The 17,553-nt window shown below is 73.3% G+C and carries 13 protein-coding genes; 5 read left to right on the forward strand and 8 right to left on the reverse strand.

Features of this window, described 5'->3' with window-relative positions; translation table 11 throughout:
- Positions 1 to 247 precede the first annotated feature (247 nt).
- The gene (locus tag EAD89_RS24970) at positions 248 to 1,444 is read left to right on the forward strand and encodes an acetyl-CoA C-acyltransferase (protein ID WP_121677411.1); all 1,197 of its coding nucleotides are present in this window, start codon (positions 248 to 250) and stop codon (positions 1,442 to 1,444) included.
- Positions 1,441 to 3,501 (forward strand): 3-hydroxyacyl-CoA dehydrogenase NAD-binding domain-containing protein, encoded by a 2,061-nt coding sequence (locus EAD89_RS24975; RefSeq protein ID WP_121677412.1) that lies wholly within the window; start codon positions 1,441 to 1,443, stop codon positions 3,499 to 3,501. Before EAD89_RS24970 ends, EAD89_RS24975 begins: the two co-directional genes overlap by 4 nt.
- 180 nt (positions 3,502 to 3,681) lie before the next feature.
- Here the strand turns inward: EAD89_RS24975 and EAD89_RS24980 are convergent, their stop codons facing one another.
- From EAD89_RS24980 to EAD89_RS24995, 4 genes are all read right to left on the reverse strand, one after another.
- Positions 3,682 to 4,101, reverse strand: a complete 420-nt coding sequence (locus EAD89_RS24980) for a VOC family protein (RefSeq protein ID WP_121677413.1) — start codon at positions 4,099 to 4,101, stop codon at positions 3,682 to 3,684.
- Positions 4,098 to 4,505 carry a VOC family protein gene (locus tag EAD89_RS30555; protein WP_158610771.1) on the reverse strand — a complete coding sequence of 136 codons (408 nt, stop codon included), beginning with the start codon at positions 4,503 to 4,505 and terminating at the stop codon, positions 4,098 to 4,100. The genes EAD89_RS24980 and EAD89_RS30555 overlap by 4 nt, the downstream gene beginning before the upstream one ends.
- A 161-nt stretch (positions 4,506 to 4,666) precedes the next feature.
- Entirely contained in the window at positions 4,667 to 5,848 is a 1,182-nt protein-coding gene (locus EAD89_RS24990) for a cell wall metabolism sensor histidine kinase WalK (protein WP_199733621.1), read from the reverse strand.
- The gene (locus EAD89_RS24995; RefSeq protein ID WP_121677422.1) at positions 5,848 to 6,513 is read right to left on the reverse strand and encodes a response regulator transcription factor; all 666 of its coding nucleotides are present in this window, start codon (positions 6,511 to 6,513) and stop codon (positions 5,848 to 5,850) included. The genes EAD89_RS24990 and EAD89_RS24995 overlap by 1 nt, the downstream gene beginning before the upstream one ends.
- Positions 6,514 to 6,651: 138 nt before the next feature.
- Between EAD89_RS24995 and EAD89_RS25000 the strand changes: the two genes are divergently transcribed.
- Positions 6,652 to 7,809, forward strand: a complete 1,158-nt coding sequence (locus EAD89_RS25000) for a C39 family peptidase (protein WP_121677416.1) — start codon at positions 6,652 to 6,654, stop codon at positions 7,807 to 7,809.
- A gap of 1 nt (position 7,810) precedes the next feature.
- Here EAD89_RS25000 and EAD89_RS25005 read toward each other — a convergent pair whose 3' ends face one another.
- Positions 7,811 to 9,094, reverse strand: a complete 1,284-nt coding sequence (locus EAD89_RS25005) for a PQQ-binding-like beta-propeller repeat protein (RefSeq protein WP_147458865.1) — start codon at positions 9,092 to 9,094, stop codon at positions 7,811 to 7,813.
- On the reverse strand, positions 9,091 to 10,368 hold the full coding sequence (locus tag EAD89_RS25010; protein WP_121677418.1) for a PQQ-binding-like beta-propeller repeat protein: 1,278 nt from the start codon (positions 10,366 to 10,368) through the stop codon (positions 9,091 to 9,093). Before EAD89_RS25010 ends, EAD89_RS25005 begins: the two co-directional genes overlap by 4 nt.
- 121 nt (positions 10,369 to 10,489) lie before the next feature.
- Here EAD89_RS25010 and EAD89_RS25015 point away from each other — a divergent pair, with 121 nt between their 5' ends.
- On the forward strand, positions 10,490 to 12,379 hold the full coding sequence (locus EAD89_RS25015; RefSeq protein WP_199733622.1) for a hypothetical protein: 1,890 nt from the start codon (positions 10,490 to 10,492) through the stop codon (positions 12,377 to 12,379).
- On the opposite strand, the gene EAD89_RS25020 is transcribed toward EAD89_RS25015, so the two are convergent.
- Positions 12,380 to 14,182, reverse strand: a complete 1,803-nt coding sequence (locus EAD89_RS25020) for a hypothetical protein (protein ID WP_233579091.1) — start codon at positions 14,180 to 14,182, stop codon at positions 12,380 to 12,382.
- The gene (locus EAD89_RS25025; RefSeq protein WP_121677423.1) at positions 14,182 to 15,960 is read right to left on the reverse strand and encodes a hypothetical protein; all 1,779 of its coding nucleotides are present in this window, start codon (positions 15,958 to 15,960) and stop codon (positions 14,182 to 14,184) included. The genes EAD89_RS25020 and EAD89_RS25025 overlap by 1 nt, the downstream gene beginning before the upstream one ends.
- A 437-nt stretch (positions 15,961 to 16,397) precedes the next feature.
- Between EAD89_RS25025 and EAD89_RS25030 the strand changes: the two genes are divergently transcribed.
- A partial coding sequence (locus tag EAD89_RS25030) for a hypothetical protein (RefSeq protein WP_233579093.1) occupies positions 16,398 to 17,553 on the forward strand: 1,156 nt, incomplete at its 3' end.

The raw sequence follows: 17,553 nt of genomic DNA on the forward strand, positions 1-17,553 counted from the left end.
CCCCCACCGTCCCCTGAAACCCACACCCACCGGGTTGATCATGAAGTTGTCGCCCTCCGGACCGTCGTGTCGCCACAACAACTTCATGATCAACGCGGTGGTGTGGGGTGGGCCACAGTGAGCAGTGGGGACGAGGTTGGTTACTGACGAGTAGCATCCGGGGGAACGTGCCCGTGTCGGCGACCCTTGTCCGGTCCGGCGTGCCGCTCCGCACGAAGACCGGATCATGGTCGAATAGGAGGCTCAAGTGCCCCGTGAAGTTCGGGATGTCGTGTTCGTCGACGGCGTCCGTACCCCGTTCGGCAAGGCGGGTGGCATGTACGCCAACACCCGCGCCGACGACCTGGTGATCCGTTGCATCCGTGAACTGCTGCGCCGCAACCCGCAGCTGCCGCCGGAGCGGGTCGAGGAGGTCGCCATCGCGGCCACCACCCAGATCGGCGACCAGGGCCTCACCATCGGGCGGACCGCCGCCCTGCTGGCCGGTCTGCCCAAGACCGTTCCCGGCTTCGCCATCGACCGCATGTGCGCCGGCGCGATGACCGCGGTGACGACCGTCGCCGGTGGCATCGCCATGGGCGCGTACGACATCGCCATCGCGGGCGGCGTCGAGCACATGGGCCGCCACCCGATGGGTGAGGGCGTCGACCCCAACCCCCGCATCATCGCGGAGAAGCTGGTCGACCCGTCCGCGCTGGTCATGGGCGCCACCGCGGAGAACCTGCACGACCTGGTCCCGCACATCACCAAGGCGCGCACCGACGCGTTCGCGCTCGCCTCGCAGCAGAAGACCGCCAAGGCGTACGCGAACGGCAAGCTCCAGGACGACCTGGTGCCGGTCGCCATCCGCGACGCCGAGGGCGGCTGGGGCCTGGCCACCGTGGACGAGGCGCCGCGCGACACCTCGCTCGAAAAGCTCGGCACGCTGAAGACCCCGTTCCGCCCGCACGGCAAGGTCACCGCGGGCAACGCGGCCGGCCTGAACGACGGCGCCACCGCGAGCCTGCTCGCCGACGAGGCCACCGCCCGCGAGCTGGGGCTGCCGGTCGCCATGCGGCTCGTGTCGTTCGGATTCGTGGGCGTCGAGCCGGAGGTGATGGGCGTCGGCCCGATCCCGTCGACGGAGAAGGCGCTGCGCATCGCCGGGCTCAGCATCGACGACATCGGCCTGTTCGAGCTGAACGAGGCCTTCGCCGTGCAGGTGCTCGCCTTCCTCGACCACTTCGGCATCGCCGACGACGACCCGCGGGTCAACCCGTGGGGCGGCGCGATCGCCATCGGCCACCCGCTGGCCTCCTCCGGCGTGCGTCTGATGACCCAGCTGGCCCGCCAGTTCGCCGAGCACCCCGAGGTCCGCTACGGCCTCACCGCCATGTGCATCGGCATCGGCATGGGCGGCACGGTCATCTGGGAGAACCCGCACTGGACGGAGGGCAACAAGTGAAGGCACCGAATGAGGTCGTCACCAAGGCGCTGCTGCGCCAGGTGAACGTACCGGGGCTGGACCGACCCGCCGCCCTGATCACGCTGGACAACGGCTTCGACCACACCAAGCCGAACACCTTCGGCCCGGCCGGGCTGACCAGCCTGGACGAGGCCATCAGCGCCGCGCTCGCCGCCGACCCGGCGTTCATCGCGGTAACCGGCAAGCCGTACATCTTCTGCGTGGGCGCGGACATCGTCGGCCTGCCGCAGCTCGCCGACCGCGCGCAGGCGCTGGAGATCGGCCGGCTCGGCCACCGGGTCTTCGCCCGGCTCAAGGACAGCACCGTGCCCACGTTCGCGTTCGTCAACGGCGCGGCGATGGGTGGCGGCCTGGAGTTGGCGCTGCACTGCCACTACCGGACGCTCTCCGGCGGTGCCGCGGCCCTCGCGCTGCCCGAGGTCTCCCTCGGTCTGGTCCCCGGGTGGGGCGGCACCCAACTGCTGCCGAACCTGATCGGCATCCCCGCCGCCACCCAGGTGATCATCCAGAACCCGCTGATGCAGAACAAGATGCTCAAGCCGAAGCAGGCCGCCGAGCTGGGCATCGCGGACGTGCTGCTGGAGCCGGCCGACTTCCTGGAGCGGTCCCTGGAGTGGGCCGCCGGCGTGGTGCGGGGCCAGGTCACCGTGACCCGACCCGAGGTCGACAAGGACATGTGGGCGGGCGTGCTCTACTTCGCCCGGGAGACGCTGAACCAGCGGCTGCACGGCGCTGTTCCGGCCGCGTACAAGGCCCTGGATCTGCTGGAGACGGCGAAGGACGCCGACTTCGCCGCCGGCACCGCCGCCGAGGACGAGGCCCTCGCCGACCTGGTCTTCTCCGAGGAGCTGCGCAGCGGCCTGTACGCCTTCGACCTGGTGCAGCGGCGGGCCAAGCGGCCGGCCGGCGCACCGGACAAGGGCCTGGCCCGGCCGGTCACCAAGGTCGGCATCGTCGGCGCCGGCCTGATGGCCAGCCAGCTGGCGCTGCTGTTCGCCCGCCGCCTCCAGGTGCCGGTCGTGATGACCGACCTGGACCAGTCCCGGGTGGACAAGGGCGTCGGCTACGTGCACACCCAGATCGAGAAGGCCGTCACCAAGGGCCGGATGGACAAGGGCACCGCCGCCAAGCTGTACGGCCTGGTCAGCGGCACGGTCGACAAGAGCGCCTTCGCCGACGCCGACTTCGTCATCGAGGCGGTCTTCGAGGACCTGGGCGTCAAGAAGCAGGTCTGGGCCGAACTGGAGAAGATCGTCTCCCCGGAGGCGGTGCTCGCCACCAACACCAGCTCGCTCTCCATCACCGAGATGGCCGCGGAGCTGGAGCACCCGGAGCGGGTGGTCGGCTTCCACTTCTTCAACCCGGTGGCGGTGCTGCCGTTGCTGGAGATCGTCCGGGGTGCGCGCACCGACGACGCCACCCTCGCGACCGCGTTCGCGGTCAGCAAGCAGCTCAAGAAGTCGAGCGTGCTGGTCAAGGACGCGCCGGCGTTCGTGGTGAACCGGCTGCTCACCCGCTTCCTGGGCACCGTCTTCGCCGCCGTCGACGCCGGCACTCCGCTGGACGTGGCGAACAGCGCGCTGGACCCGCTGGGCCTGCCGATGCGCCCGCTGGCCCTGCTCCAGCTGGTCGGGCCGGCCGTCGCGTACCACGTGGGCGGCACCCTGCACGCGGCGTACCCGGACCGGTTCGGCGTCAGCGAGAACCTCAAGCGGATCGCCGACTCGGGCCGGCCCATCGTGGTCGACGACCAGATCAACGCGGACGTCGCCGAGCTGCTCGTGGTCGGCGACCAGCCGCTGACCGCCGAGCAGGTACGGCAGAACGCGCTCGACGCGCTCGCACAGGAGATCCGGCTGATGCTGGACGAGGGTGTGGTCGCCGAGGCGCAGGACATCGACCTGTGCATGATCCTCGGCGCCGGCTGGCCGTTCCACCTGGGCGGCGTGACGCCGTACCTGGACCGGACCGGCACCAGCGAGCGGGTCACCGGCCAGCGGTTCCTGCCGCGCGGGGCGGCGAGCCTGCCCGCCTGACCGGAAGCAGCACCACCGTCGCGGTGGTCGGCCGTCCCTCCCGGCGGACCGGCCACCGCGACCGCTTTCCGGCGACAGCGCGTCCGCTTGGCCGCGAAGGTCGAGCAGCACTTCCGAGCCGTACCGACCGGGGCCCCGGCCGCCCGAGGGTGGCCGGGGCCCCGTGCCGTACGTCGGCGATCAGGCCGGTTCGCGGTCCTGCGCGGCGGCCCGCGCCGCCGCTGCCGCGGCCCGCTCGGCAGCGCTGCCGAGCACGCAGAACTCGTTGCCCTCCGGGTCGGCGAGCACCACCCAGCCGCCACCGGTCGGCCCGATCTGGTCGGCGACGTGCACCGCCCCGATGCCGAGCAACCGCTCGACCTCCTCGGCCCGGGTCCGGTCGGCCGGCTGAAGGTCCAGGTGCAGCCGGTTCTTCACCGCCTTGCCCTCGGGCACGGCGATGAACAGCACCTCCGGGCCGCCCGGGGGCAGGAGCATCGCCTCCGGGTCGCCGGGGAAGTCGTCGGGCTGCCGCGGGCAGTCGAAGACCTGCGACCAGAAGCCGGCCAACGCGTACGTGTCGTGACAGTCGATGCTGATGTTGTGGATCTTCGAACTCACGGTTGATCCTCCACAGTGGTGGTGGGGACACGCTCCCCGGCACCGCGTACCACGCAGAACTCGTTCCCCTCCGGGTCGGCGACCACCGCCCAGCCCGTACCGTCGGCGTTCCGTCGGTCCGCGACCATGGTGGCTCCGAGGCCGAGCACCCGCTCGATCTCCTCGTCCCGGGTCCGGTCGACGGGCTCCAGGCAGATGTGCAGCCGGTTCTTGGTGACCTTGTCCTCCGGCACCGCCTGGAAGAACAGGTTCGGCGTCGCCTCGTCCGGTGGCAGCAGCGCCGCCTCCGGATCGCCCGGAACGTCCTCGGGGTGCCGGGCGTACCCGAGCACCGAGGACCAGAAGCCGGCCAGGGCGTACGTGTCGTGACAGTCGAAACTGATGTTGCGGATCCGTGGATACACGGGTGTTCCCTCCGTGCTGGATGGGGACGCTCCGCCTCCGGGGGTCAGCCGAGAGAAACCCGGGGCGCGGAGTCGGTGATGGTGGACATCGAACGCACCCCCTTTCGATCTCGAGCTGACGGCGCGATCCTGCCATCGGGCTGCGGCCGCGCGCAACCCGTTCAGCCGGCGGTGGGCACCGGACCGGTCACCGCCGGGGCGTCCGCCGACGGCAGGGTGACCGTCACCTCCAGGCCCCCGCCGGGCTGCGCGATCACCCGCACCGTGCCGCCGTGCGCGTCGCAGACCGCCCGGACGATGGACAGCCCCAGGCCGGATCCGCGGGCGCCGGTGCGCTCCCGGCCGCCGCGCCGGAACGGCTCGAACAGCCCCGGCACGTCGGCCTGGTCCACCTCGAAACCGGTGTTGCCGACCACCAGCCACGATCGGTCGCCGTCGGTGCCGGTACGCACCCAGAGCCGGCCGTGCAGGTGGTTGTAGCGGACCGCGTTCTCGATCAGGTTGCCGGCCAGCCGGTCGAGCAGCCCCGGGTCGCCGACCACCGGCGCGGACTCCAGCGAGGTCTGCACCCGCAGGCCGATCCGGTCCACCTCGCGGCGCATCGCCGACAGCGCGTTGGCCGTGCCGGTGGCCAGGTCGCACTCGGTGCGCCGGCCGAGCCGCCGCCCGGCCTGCGCCTCGCTGCGGGCCAGCACCAGCAGCGCGTCCACCAGACCGTTGGCGCGCTCCGAGGCGTCCCGGACCACCGTCGCCATCCGGCGGTACTCGGCGGCGTCCGCGTCGTCGTCGCTGAGCGTCACGTCAATCTCGGTCCGCATCACCGCGAGCGGGGTACGCAGCTCGTGCGACGCGTTGGCCACGAACCGTTTCTGGGCTTCGAACGCGGACGCGATCCGGTCCAGCATGGCGTCGAACGTCTTCGCCAGCTCGGCCACCTCGTCGTCGGCGCCCGAGTAACCGATCCGCTGGTCCAGGGTCGCCTCGCCGAGCCGCTGCGCGGTCGCGGTGACCTGGTGCAGCGGACGCAGGGCCCGCCCCGCCACCGCGTACGCGCCGGCCACCCCGACCACGCTGATCGCCAGCAGCGCGACCAGCCCCTTGGCCAACAACTCCCCGGAGGCGGCGTCGACCAACTGACGCTGCCACTGCGCGGCGTCAAGCACCCGGCCGTCGGACAGCACCACGGTCGTGCCCGGAAGCAGCTCGTCGGTGGGTCGCAACGCGTCCCGAACCAGCAGCCAGGCCAGCAGCACCAGGATCGCTCCGGCGCCGATCAGCAGCACGCCGTTCAGCACGGTCAGCCGCAACCGCAGGGTGGGTCGCAATCCTCCCCGGCCGGCCATCACGACACCTCGGCCGTGCGGTAACCCGCGCCGACGACCGTCTCGATCAGCGGTGGGTCGCCGAGCTTCCTGCGCAGCGTCATCACGGTGACCCGGACGATGGTGGTGAACGGGTCCGTGTTGGCGTCCCAGACCCGTTCCAGCAACTCCTCGCTGGAGACCACCGCGCCGCGCGCCTTGAGCAGCTCGCTGAGCACCCCGAACTCCTTGTTGGTCAGGTCGACCGGCTCGCCGGCCCGGGTGGCGACCCGACGGGCCGGGTCGAGCACCAGGTCGGCCAGCTCCAGCACCGGGGGCGCGGCCGGGGTGGCCCGCCGGCCCAGCGCCTGCACCCGGGCGACCAGCTCGTCGAAGGCGAACGGTTTGGGCAGGTAGTCGTCGGCGCCGAGCTGCAACCCCTCCACCCGGTCGGCCACCGTGCCGCTCGCGGTCAGCATCAGCACCCGGGTGAGCGCACCGGAGGCGGCGAGGTCGGCGCAGATCTGGTCGCCGTGCACGCCGGGCAGGTCGCGGTCCAGCACGACCACGTCGTACCGGGTGACGAACGCCGCCTCGTGGCCGGCGTCACCGTCGTAGGCCACGTCGACCGCCATCCCCCGCTTGCGCAACCCGCGCGCGATCGCGTCGGCGAGGTTGCGCTCGTCCTCCACCACCAGTACCCGCATCCCGGCCTCCTCGCTGCTGACCACCGACAACCTAGTGCCGGCCGGCAACCATCGTCCCTCGCGGCCCGCGCCGGTCGACGTTGCGGACCAGCGCGGCGTACGCGATGCTTCCGGCACCCAGCGACGGACGGACCTGTCATGACCATCGCGGCACCACCCACCCGGCGGGACATCGCCTACCGGGGCTTCCACCACCCGGCGGACTCGACGGCCGGCACCATCGACGGCCTGCGCGTCACCGATCGGGGGCTGGCCCTGGGCGACGCCGGCCGGCGGGGCAGGTGGACGTCACCGCCGGTGCCGGTCGGCTTCGGAGTCGCCGAGGTGGTCCCGTCGTGGACCGCCGACACCCCCGACGGCTGCTGGATCGAGGTCGAGCTGCGCGGCTGGCACGGAGACGCGCCCAGCACCGGCTGGTACCTGCTGGCCCGCTGGGCGGCCGACGACCGCGCGCTGCGGCGCACCTCGGTGCCCGGACAGCGCGACGGCGACGCCCGGGTGGACACCGACACGCTGATCGTCGCCGGGGCGACGGTCACCGGCTGGCAGGCCCGGGTGACCCTGTGCCGGCCGCCGGGCAGCCCGACCGGCCCGGTGCTGCGCAGCGTCGGCGCGGTCGCCACCGGCCACACGCCGGCCGACCCGACCGACGATCCGGGGTACGGCGCAGGCCCGGCCGCCGCCCGCGGGCGGGTGCTGGACGTGCCCCGCTACTCACAGCGGCTGCACGCCGGCGAGCACCCGCAGTGGGGTGGCGGGGGCGAGTCGTGGTGCAGCCCCACCTGCACCTCCATGGTGCTCGCCTACTGGGGCGCCGAGCCGGCGCCGGAGCGCTACGCCTGGGTGGAGCCGCCCGGCCCGCGCCCGGTGGTGGTGCACGCCGCCCGGCACTGCTACGACCACGGGTACGCCGGGGCCGGCAACTGGCCGTTCAACACCGCGTACGCCGGACTGCACGGGGTGGAGGCGTTCGTCACCCGGCTGCGGTCGCTGGCCGAGGCGGAGGCGTTCCTCGCCGCCGGCATCCCGTTGATCGTCTCCGCGGCGTTCCGGGCCGGCGAGGTGCCGGGGCTGGCGTACGACACGAAGGGGCACCTGATGGTGCTGGTCGGCTTCACCGCTGACGGCGACCCGGTGCTCAACGACCCGTACGCGCCGGACGACGACGCGGTACGCCGTACCGTGCCCCGGCAGCCGTTCGAGGTGGCCTGGCAGCGGGGCAGCGGTGGGGTGGCGTACGTGCTGCGGCCGGCGTCGGTGCCGCTGCCCCCGCCGCCCGCCCAGCCCAACTGGTGATTCAGTCCGGTAACTGCCACAGCCCGTACGAGCCGTCGAGCCGCCGGCACAGCAGCCGGTCGACACTCGCCTGACACAGGCCGGACGCGTCGGGCAGGACATCCAGCACGCGCGCCGTGCCGGCATGGACATCCAGCTCGGCGACGAGCAACCCGCCGTCAGGATGCCGGCGTAGCCCGATCATCGGAGCCCCGGGATCGGACCCGGCCAGCTCCCAGCGGTCCAGGTCGGCCAGCACGCGACCGGTCCACGGGTCGAGCACCACGAGCTGCTCCGAGCCGGGGCCGGCGCTGCTCAACATGGTGGCGACCAGCTCACCGGCGTGCGGCCAGACCCAGCCCCACCGGTCGCTGCTCCAGACCTGCTGACCGGTCGTGCGGTCGACCGCCCGGATGCCGCGGGACTGCGTCTGCAGGCAGATGACGGGGCCACAGTCGACCGGGTACAGCGCCTCGTCGGCAGGCGTACGCCAGCGCTGTTCGAGTCGGTCCAGCCCGTACGCGGTGACCATGGACGGCGCCCCGCCGACGGTGAGCACCAGGTCGTCGATGAGCTGCACGGTCGTGTACGCCCCGCCGGTCGGGCGCCCGTCGGTGCGGGCCAGCACGGCGCCGGTCGTCGCGTCGCGGACCTCGATCGGCCCGTTCGCACGACTGAACACCACCCGGTCCACCCCGTGTCCGCTGTCCCGGTAGTTGACCTCACCCCGGGTGCCGGTCAACTGCCAGCGGACGGTGCCGCAGCACGGGTCGACCGCGCGCATGCTCACCGGCTCGTCCTCGCCGCCGGAGTACAGCAGCAGGTTTCCGTCGGCCAACTCGCTGGCGCGGCCGGGCTGCTGCCACCGGTACGCCCCGGTCGCCCGGTCCAGCGCCACGGTGAGCGTGCCCCGGCCCTCGGAGTCCATTTCGTACCCGGTGACCAGCAGCATCCCGGCCAGCGGTGTGACCCCCCAGTACCGGCCCTGCGCGGGCAACGGCGCCTGCCAGACCGGCTCGCCGCCGGGCAGCCGAAACGCGGCCAGTCGCCGCTGCGGCGTCTGGGGGGTGATCGGGTCGATGACCAGGAACAGGTCACCTGCGACCATCACATCGGCCCCGAGCCGGGCCGGCAGCGTCACCACGGCCCGCCGGGTGGGCGGCCCGGCGGCGGCGAGCGTGACCAGTGCGAGCAGCAGGACCAGCGCGCAGCGCAGCGGTCGACCGTTCGCGCGGGATGGGCGGGGCAGCCTCGCGGGCTCCGGCTCGTGCCGCAGCTCGCCGAGGTCGATGACCGGGCCGGTCACGGTCGCAACCGCCACAGCGCGGTCGAACCGTCGAGGCGGCGGCAGAGCAGGACCGGTGGGGCTGCCTGACAGCTGCCGGCCACGCCCGGCAGCACGTCCAGGGTCCGCGGCCGACCGGCGGCCAGGTCCAGCTCGGCGACGAGCATCCGGCCGTCGGCACCGGGCCGCATCCCGATCAGCGGATCGTCGCGCCGTGGCACCGGCGCCAGGTCCCACTGGCCAAGATCACTCCACAGCTTCCCGGTCGCCGCGTCCCGCACCGCGTACCGCTGGCCCGGCCCGAGCACCAGCAGCCGGTCGTGCCGAATGTCCATCAGCGTGTGGTCCGGATCCGACCAGCGCAGCACGCCGGTGGCCCGGTCGAGGACCTGGAACCCACCATTCTGATTGATCAGGCAGAGCAGGCCGGCGCAGTCGGTCGCGTAGGCCAGCAGCGGCACCTCCGCCGTCCACCGTGGATCCAGTCCCGGCAGGCCGTAGGCGACCACCCGGGTGCTGTCGGGCGAGACGACCAGCAGCACGTCGCCCACGACCTGCACCTGCTGGAACGCCGACCGGTTGCCGGGCAACGTGTCGACACTGCGCATCAGCCGGCCGGTGCCGGCGTCGTGCACCCGCACCTCGCCGGTCGGCTGGACGAACACGAACTGGTCGACCCCGTTCGCGCCCCGGCGGTAGTCGGGCGATCCGGACGACGAAACGGGCACCGACCAGCTCACCCGACCGGTGTCGGATGCCACCCGGCGCACCGAGCCCGCGCCTTCCGTGAAGCCGCTCGTCAGCAACAGCCCGCCGTCGGTCGTCCACTCGACGAGGCCCGGAATCTGCCAGCGCTGCTTCCCGGTGGCGGCGTCGAGGGCGGTCGTCTGGAGGACTCCGCCCGCGGCGCTGACACCGATCAGCAGCACCAGCCCCCGTTCGGCCCGTACGCCGAGGTAGTCGGCCATGCCGGCCAGCGGTACCTGCCATCGGCGCCGCGCGCCACGGTCCGTCGGCGACGGCTGGGCGTACGCGGTCAGGTACCGGTCGCCGGTGGGTGTCGCGGGGTCGACGACGAAGACACCGTCCTCGACGAGGTACAGATGGGCGTTCGACAGGGCCGGCACCACGCTCACCGTGCGCTGCGGCACCGGTGTCGCACCGGCCAGCACGACGAGGGCCAGCAACAGCACCGCCGTGCAGCGCAGCGGACGGCCGGCAACGCGCGGCCGACGGGCCGGTGGCACCGACGGCGAACCGTCCCGGACCTCACCCAGCTCGATGATCGACGACACCGACCGTCCTTCCGTCCCCGCGTCCGGCTGACCGGCGGGCCGCGCGCCACAAACCGACCGTTGGGCGTACCGGCCCGGCAAAAGCGACGCATCCACGCCTGTACGATGGCGCGTCGTGGCCGTGCCGGTGATAGACCCTTCGCTGAATTCCAGGACCGACGCCGACCCGGCCGAGGTCGAGCCGACACGACGGCCTCGGCGCCGCCCGGCCCGCGCCGACCTGTTGGCCCTCGGAGCCTATGTGCTGCTGGGCGTGTTCGTCTGCCTCAACTACTGGGGGGACGTGCAGGCTCGGGTGTCCTCGCACCTCCCCACCGACCACAGTTGGTTCGAGTGGCTGTTCGCGCATGGCGCGTACTCGCTGCGGCACCTGGAGAACCCGCTGTTCACGGCGCGGCAGAACGCCCCGGACGGGGTGAACATGATGGCCAACACCTCGCTGCTCGGGGTGACCCTGCCGCTGGCCCCGCTGACCATGCTGCTCGGCCCGCAGGTGATGTACGCGCTCTACCTGGGCGGGGCGCTGGCGGCGACCGCCGGCACCGGGTACTGGGTGCTCTCCCGGCACCTGGTGCGTTCGCGGGCGGCTGCCTTCGTCGGTGGCGCCTTCCTCGGCTTCGCGCCGGGGATCATCCACCACGCCAACGGCCAGCCCAATTTCGTGTCCAACTTCCTGCTGCCACTGATCGTGCTGCGGGTGCTGCGGCTGGGCGAGCCGGGCCGGTGGCGGCGCAACGGGTTGGTTCTCGGGGTGCTGGTGGCGTACCAGATCTTCATCAACGAGGAGATGCTGCTGCTCACCGCGCTGGCCTGCCTGGTCGTCGTGCTGGCGTACGCCGTGCAGCGGCCGGCGGCGACGCGCGCCGCCGCGGGCACGTTCCTGGCCGGGCTGGGCGTCGCCGGCGGACTGGCGCTGCTGCTCGCCGCGTACCCGATCTGGTACCAGTTCAACGGCCCGCAGTCCTACCGAGGCCTGCAGGGCGGCGTCTTCCACAACTGGGGCGAGGACCTGGTCGCCTTCGTCACCTTTGCACGGGACACCTGGGCCGGTGACCCGGCGGTGGAGAAGACGATCGGGTTGACCGAGCAGAACACGTGGTTCGGCTGGCCGCTGGTGCTGCTGTCGGTGGTGGCGCTGGTGCTGCTCGTCCGCCGGTCGCTGGCCGCCCGGATCGTCGCGGTGCTGATCGTGGTCTTCTCCGTGGCCGCGATCGGCCCGGTGGTGCGGTTCAACGGCGTGGAGACCGCCGTGCGCGGCCCGTGGTCGTACGTGCCGGACGACCTGCCGCTGGTCGAGATGATGATGCCGACCCGGCTGACCCTGGTGGTGGCCGCCGCGGTGGGCGTGCTGCTCGCGCTGACCTGGGACGCGGCGTACCGCCAGGGCCGACCGGAGGCCGACCGGGCCCGGGTGCCGGCCCCGCGGGCCGGCGAGCCGGCCCCGACGACGCCCCGCGACGCGTCCGCACCGGCGGCGCCGCGCCGGCGGTGGTTGCGGCCGGTCGGGTACGCGTCGGTCGCCCTCGCCGTGCTGCCGCTCCTCCCCCGGCCGCTGCCGGCCCAGCCGATGGACCCGCCGCCGCACTTCATCACCGCCGGCGGCTGGCGGCCGTACGTGCCGGCGGGCCGGACGCTGGTGCCGGTGCCGATCCCGAGCAACGTGCACGGCCTGCCGACGCTGCGGTGGAGCGCGCTGACCGAACAGGAGTTCCCCATTCCGGGCGGCTACTTCATCGGCCCGAACGAGGTGGGCGAGGGAGTCTTCGGCGCGCCCAACCGGCCGACCAGCAGCCTCATCTACTCCACGATGGACGCTGGCGCGGTCCCCGCGCTCACCGACGCCGACCGCCGCCAGGCCGTCGAGGATCTGCGGTTCTGGCGTGCCTCGGTGGTGGTGCTCGGTGCGCATCCGCGCGAGGCGGTGCTGCGCGAGCTGGTCACCGCCCTGATCGGGCCGCCGCAGCGGGTCGACGACGTCTGGATCTGGGACGTCCGCACGCTGGTGGGTTAGTCAGCCGACGCGGTCCCGGACGTCCCAGACCCACCCGCCGTCGACGGGCCGGGCCGGGCCGAGCAGCTCCTCGACGGTCCGGCGGACCGGTTCGCCGTGCGCCAACCGGCCGAGCACCACGAGCGCGGCCCGCCAGTGCCGCAGATCCTCGACGGCCTGGCGGCGGTCGGCGTCGGTGAGCACCGGCACCGTGCCGGTCTCGGCCACCCGGCGCAGCAGCGCGGCGGTGGGCCGGTCCGGCGCGCCCCAGCGCGCCGCCGGGTCGTCCGGGCCGGTCGGGCCGATGAAGTACCCGCCGGGCGCGCGGAAGGCCAGCCCGGTGCGGGCGGACCAGAGCATCACCGGGCTCAGCGCGGCGCCGGTGACCGGTGGCACCGCGACCACGGTCCGGCCGGGTGGCACCAGCGGGCGCCACCCGCCCTCGGCGACGAACTCCGGCACCGGCGCGACCGGCACGGCCCGGATCGGCGTCGGGACCAGGGGCAGCAGGGCGGCGGCCACCGCGCCGGTCCACAGCAGCCGCACGGGCAGCCCCGGCGCGGTCCGCGGCCCACGTGCCGCCCGGACCCGGTCCAGGGAGAGCGCCATCAGGACGCCCAGCACCGGTACACAGACCAGCGCGAACCGCGCCGGGACCGCGAGGTCGAGCAACGGCAGCCGGGCGACCAGCCGGTACGGCCCGGGTATCCCGGTTGCCGTGCCGTCCACCCGCAGCTCGGTGCCGAGCGAGAGCAGGGCGAAGAGCAGCCCGCAGCCGGCCAGCGCTCGGACCAGCGGCCGTCGCCACAGCCAGATCACCACCACCACGGCGAGCACCAGCAGCCCGGGACCGAAGAACGAGTTCTCCTCGGTCGGATTCGGCGAGAGCAGTCCGGGCAGCCAGTCGTCGCCGAGAACGGTCTGCCGGGCCGACGCGGTGAACGACGCGGCGTCCAGTTGGAAGCCGTGCGTGGCGAAGGCCATTCCGGAGTAGTGCTGCGGGCCGTGGAACTGGAACCACACCGGGTACGCCAGCAGCACCGCCGCCACGACGGCAGCCACCCCGAGCCGGCCGAGCAGGGCCGGCGCGAGCTGCCGGGCCGCCACCCGGTCGGCGAGCGCGTAGCCCAGCGCGAAGACCCCGGCCGCGAGCGCCAGGAAGACCAGCACCTCCTCGCCGATGAAGACCTGCCAGACGAGCAGCAGCCCGAGGCCGACGCCGGGCCGCCACACCCCACCGGACGTCGCGGGTCGGAACACGAGGGCGAGGATCGCGGGCACCAGGAACTGGGCGGCCATGTGCAGGTGCGCGCCGGCCTGGGCGATCATGCCGGGGGCGAAGCCGCAGATCAGACCGCCGATCGCCGCCGCGGACCGGGCGGTGACCAGCCGGCGGCGCAACAGCGCGTACCAGGCGGTGGCGGTGCCGGCGAGGCAGCAGACGACCGCCACGCAGAACGCCGCCTGCGAGCCGAAGAGCAGGGTGACCGGGGCCAGCGGGACTCCCAGGCCGAGCACCGAGGTGTTCGCCATCAGGTTGACGCCGTCCGGCGCGTTCAACGTGGTGCTGTAGAGCGGGTTCTCCCCCTCCACCACGGCGCGGGCCGCGTGGGCCAGCATCCACTCGAACAGGACCTGGTCGCCCGCCTGATGGAAGAGCCGCCCGGCGTGCCGCCACTGCCCGCTGGTCAGCAGCACGGCCAGCGCGAGGTAACCGGCCACCACCAGTGCGTCCGGCAGCCAGGCGGGCCCGGATCGGCGTGCCGTCGCCGGAACCGCCGTCGCCGGGTCCGCGGTCGCCGAGGAGGCTGTCCCGGCGGTCATCAGACCGATCGGTCGGTCAGCGTCCGGACGTCCCACACCCAGACGTCCAGTTCCTGACGGCCGGGACCGACCAGCTCCTCGACGGTCCGCCGCAGCGGTTCGGCGTGCTGCTGACGGACCGGCAGCACCAGGATCGCCGCCCGCCAGTGCCGCAGCTCGTCCATGAAGCGGCGGCGCTGCCGGTCGTCCAGCTTGGGCGTCCGGCCGGTGGTCGCGACCTCCTCCAGCGCCTGACCCACCCCGCTCGGTCGGCCGCCGAACCGGCCCGGGTCGCCGGTGTTGCCGTTGCGGGGCGCGAGGAAGTAGCCACCGGGGATCTTGAAGTCGAGGTTGGTGGCCGCCGCCCAGCGCATGCCGTGCGTGTTGCCCATGCTGGGCACCGGGATCGGCACGAGCGTCTGGTCCGGGCCGACGTACGCCCGCCAGCGGTCGGCGGTGATGAACTCCGGCACCGGCGGCCGGGACACCATCCGCAGCGGCATCGGGGCGATCGGCAGCAGCGCGAACGCCAGGCCGGCGACGACGAGCTTGCGCACGGTACGCCGGTCGGCCGGGCGCAGCGCCCAGGCCCGTTCAACGGCGAGCGCGATCAGCAGGCCGATCACCACGCTGGTGATCAGACCGAACCGCGTCGGCACCACCGCGTCCAGCAGCGGCAGGTGGACCAGCCACTGCCAGGGCCCGGTGACCAGCTCCCGGTCCCACCAGGAGATCCGTTCGCCGAGGGAGAGCACGGCGAAGAACCCGCCGGTCGCCGCGAGCGCCCGGACGATCAGGTCCCGCCGCAGCCAGACCACGACGCCGACCGCGAGCAACGACAGGCTCCAGCCGAAGAAGGCGTTCTCCTCCGAGTAGTTCGGCGCCAGGTTGATGTTGGCCCGCTGGTTGCCGCCCAGGGTGGGCGAGCCGGGGGCGAAGAAGGCGGCGATGTCGTTGCCGTAGTCCTGCACCGCGTCGCTGAGCCCGTGGTACGCCATCGGCCCGGCGAACTGCACGTACAGCGGGTAGGCCAGCAGCGCCCCGGCCAGCAGCGCGCAGGCCGCCAGGCCGGCGGCCAGCGGTCGCCACGCCGCCCACCAGCGGGCGGGCTCCTGGGCGAGCACCGCGAGCAGGAAGACCCCGCAGGCCAGCGCGGTGAAGAGCAGGATCTCCTCGTTGATGAACGCCTGCGCGGTGACCAGCAACGCCAGCAGCGTCCCGTCGCGCAGCGGCCGGCGGGACCGGGTGAGCACGAGGACCCGCCAGACGATGAACGGCAGCAGGAACTGGCTGATGATGTTCGGGTGCCAACTGGCGTGCGAGAGCATCGCCGGGGAGAAACCGCAGAACCAGCCGCCGACGGCCGCGGCGAGCGGCGTACGCACCAGGTGCCGGGAGAGCACCGTGTACCAGGCCATGGCGGTGCCGGCGAGGCCCAGCGTCACCAGCACCACGAAGGACACCGCCGGCCCGAAGAGCAGGGTCACCGGCACCATGGGGATGCCCAGCGCCAGCACCGCGGTGTTGGCCATCAGGTTGACGCCGTCGGGGTAGTTGAACTGTTCGGTGTAGAACGGATACTCGCCGTGCAGCACGACGCGTACCGAGTGGGCGAGGAAGAACTGCACCTGGGCCGGGTCACCGGTGTAGAGCGAGGCCACCCGGCCGGCCGGGTCCAGCCAGATCCGGCTGGTCACCCAGAGCGCGGCGAGCAGGAACAGCCCGCCCACGGCCAGGTTCTGCCGCCGCCGGGTCCACCCGGTCCACCAGCGTCGCCCTGACCTGGCCGGCGTCTCCACTGCGGATTCCGCTTCCTCGTCCACCTCGGAACCGGCGGGAGCGGCCGTCGGCGCGACGGGCCCCGCGAGCGCGGACCCGGCGACGCCGGGAGCCCTGGCGGGCGCGACGGGAGCGGCGGTGCCGACGGGAGCACCGGCCGGATCGACCGGAATGGCCGCCGGAGTGCGCTGGCTCACTGTCTCGTCGGGGCCGGCCGTCGCCTCCCGGTGCGGCGCGGACAGGGCGCGGGACTCGGCAGGCGTCACAGTCGGCGGAGTCTACCCGAGCGACGAAAAGGCACTAAAGCCCCGGTGGCGTCCAATGTGGTGGGTAGACCGACGGCCACCCGAGCTGCCGCGTCGGACATCTCGTACTATGGCGCTTTCCCACAGCGACGACGAGGCGATCGGGGGCGGATCAGGTGACTCCGGACCGCCGGCACGGCAGGGCGCTCACCGTGCTGCTGACCGCCCTGCTGGCCGCCACGGCCTGCGGTCCGGTCGCCGAGCGCAAGCCACGGGACCTTCGGGTCGGGTACGACAGCCTGGATGGCTCGCTGACGGTGTGGCCACCCCGGGGCGACCTGTCCGGCGACGCCACCACGACCGCGGCGGTCACCGACGCGGTACGCGACTGGCGGTCACCGGTCGACGACCGGGCGCACCTGCCCTCGTCCGGCATCCTCTTCTCCGGCCGCGTCGACGGCGCCCCGACGGCGCTGGTCGCCGCGGACGTGCCCGGCGAGAGCTCCTCCTGGCTGCTGCAACTCACCCGCGACGGCGACCGGTACGCGGTCACCCGCGCCACCGAGTACACCGACCCCGGCTACCTGGTCTACTCCGACGTCCTGCCGGTGCAGACCGCCGGCGGCCGGCGCTACCTGGTCTCCGCCCGGGTGCAGCGGCTGCTCGGGCCGCAGGGCCGGGCGCTGACCGTCGCCGACGGCCTCAGCGCGCCGGTCGACGTGCCGTCCTGCGCGGCGGTCCCGGTGACGGCGACCCTGCGGGCCACCGAGTCGCTGCCCCGGGGTCGGGCCGCCGACCGGCTCCTCGACCTGGGCACCGGCACCACCGACCCGCGTTATCCACTCGTACGCGACGAGTCCGGCACGGGCCGGCGGGCGCTCACCGGCCTGGACACCTGCGTGCTGGCCGGCGAGCGGGGCCCCTTCGGCAGCATCCCGCGCCGGGTCGGCGACCGGGACGCGCCGCAGTCGGTGCCGACGTCCTGGCCGATGGCGAAGCTGACCGTCCGCTCGCTCGGCGAGGTCGCCCTCGGCGGCGGCGAGCCGGCCGAGTTGCAGCAGCTCAGCTGGGACACCGACGCGGGCACGATGACCGCGGTTGTCTACCGACCGGCGGACGGGAGCGCGCCGGTGGTCTCGCCGGCCGACCGGGCCACCCCGTTGCAGACGTACCAGCTGCCGGTGCCCGGCCAGCCCCTCGTGGTGCTCAGCTGGCGGGCCACCCGGGACAGCTCACTCTCCGTCCCACCGGGCACTCCGCTGCTGGTCGAGCGCCCCGGTCTGGTGGTCATCCCGGAACCATCCCGTTCCCAGACCTTCAGCCTCGCCAACACCGACAAGACCCACTACCGCTCAATCACCCCCGGCC

The sequence above is a fragment of the Micromonospora sp. BL4 genome (genome assembly GCF_003667505.1).
GTDB lineage: Bacteria > Actinomycetota > Actinomycetes > Mycobacteriales > Micromonosporaceae > Micromonospora.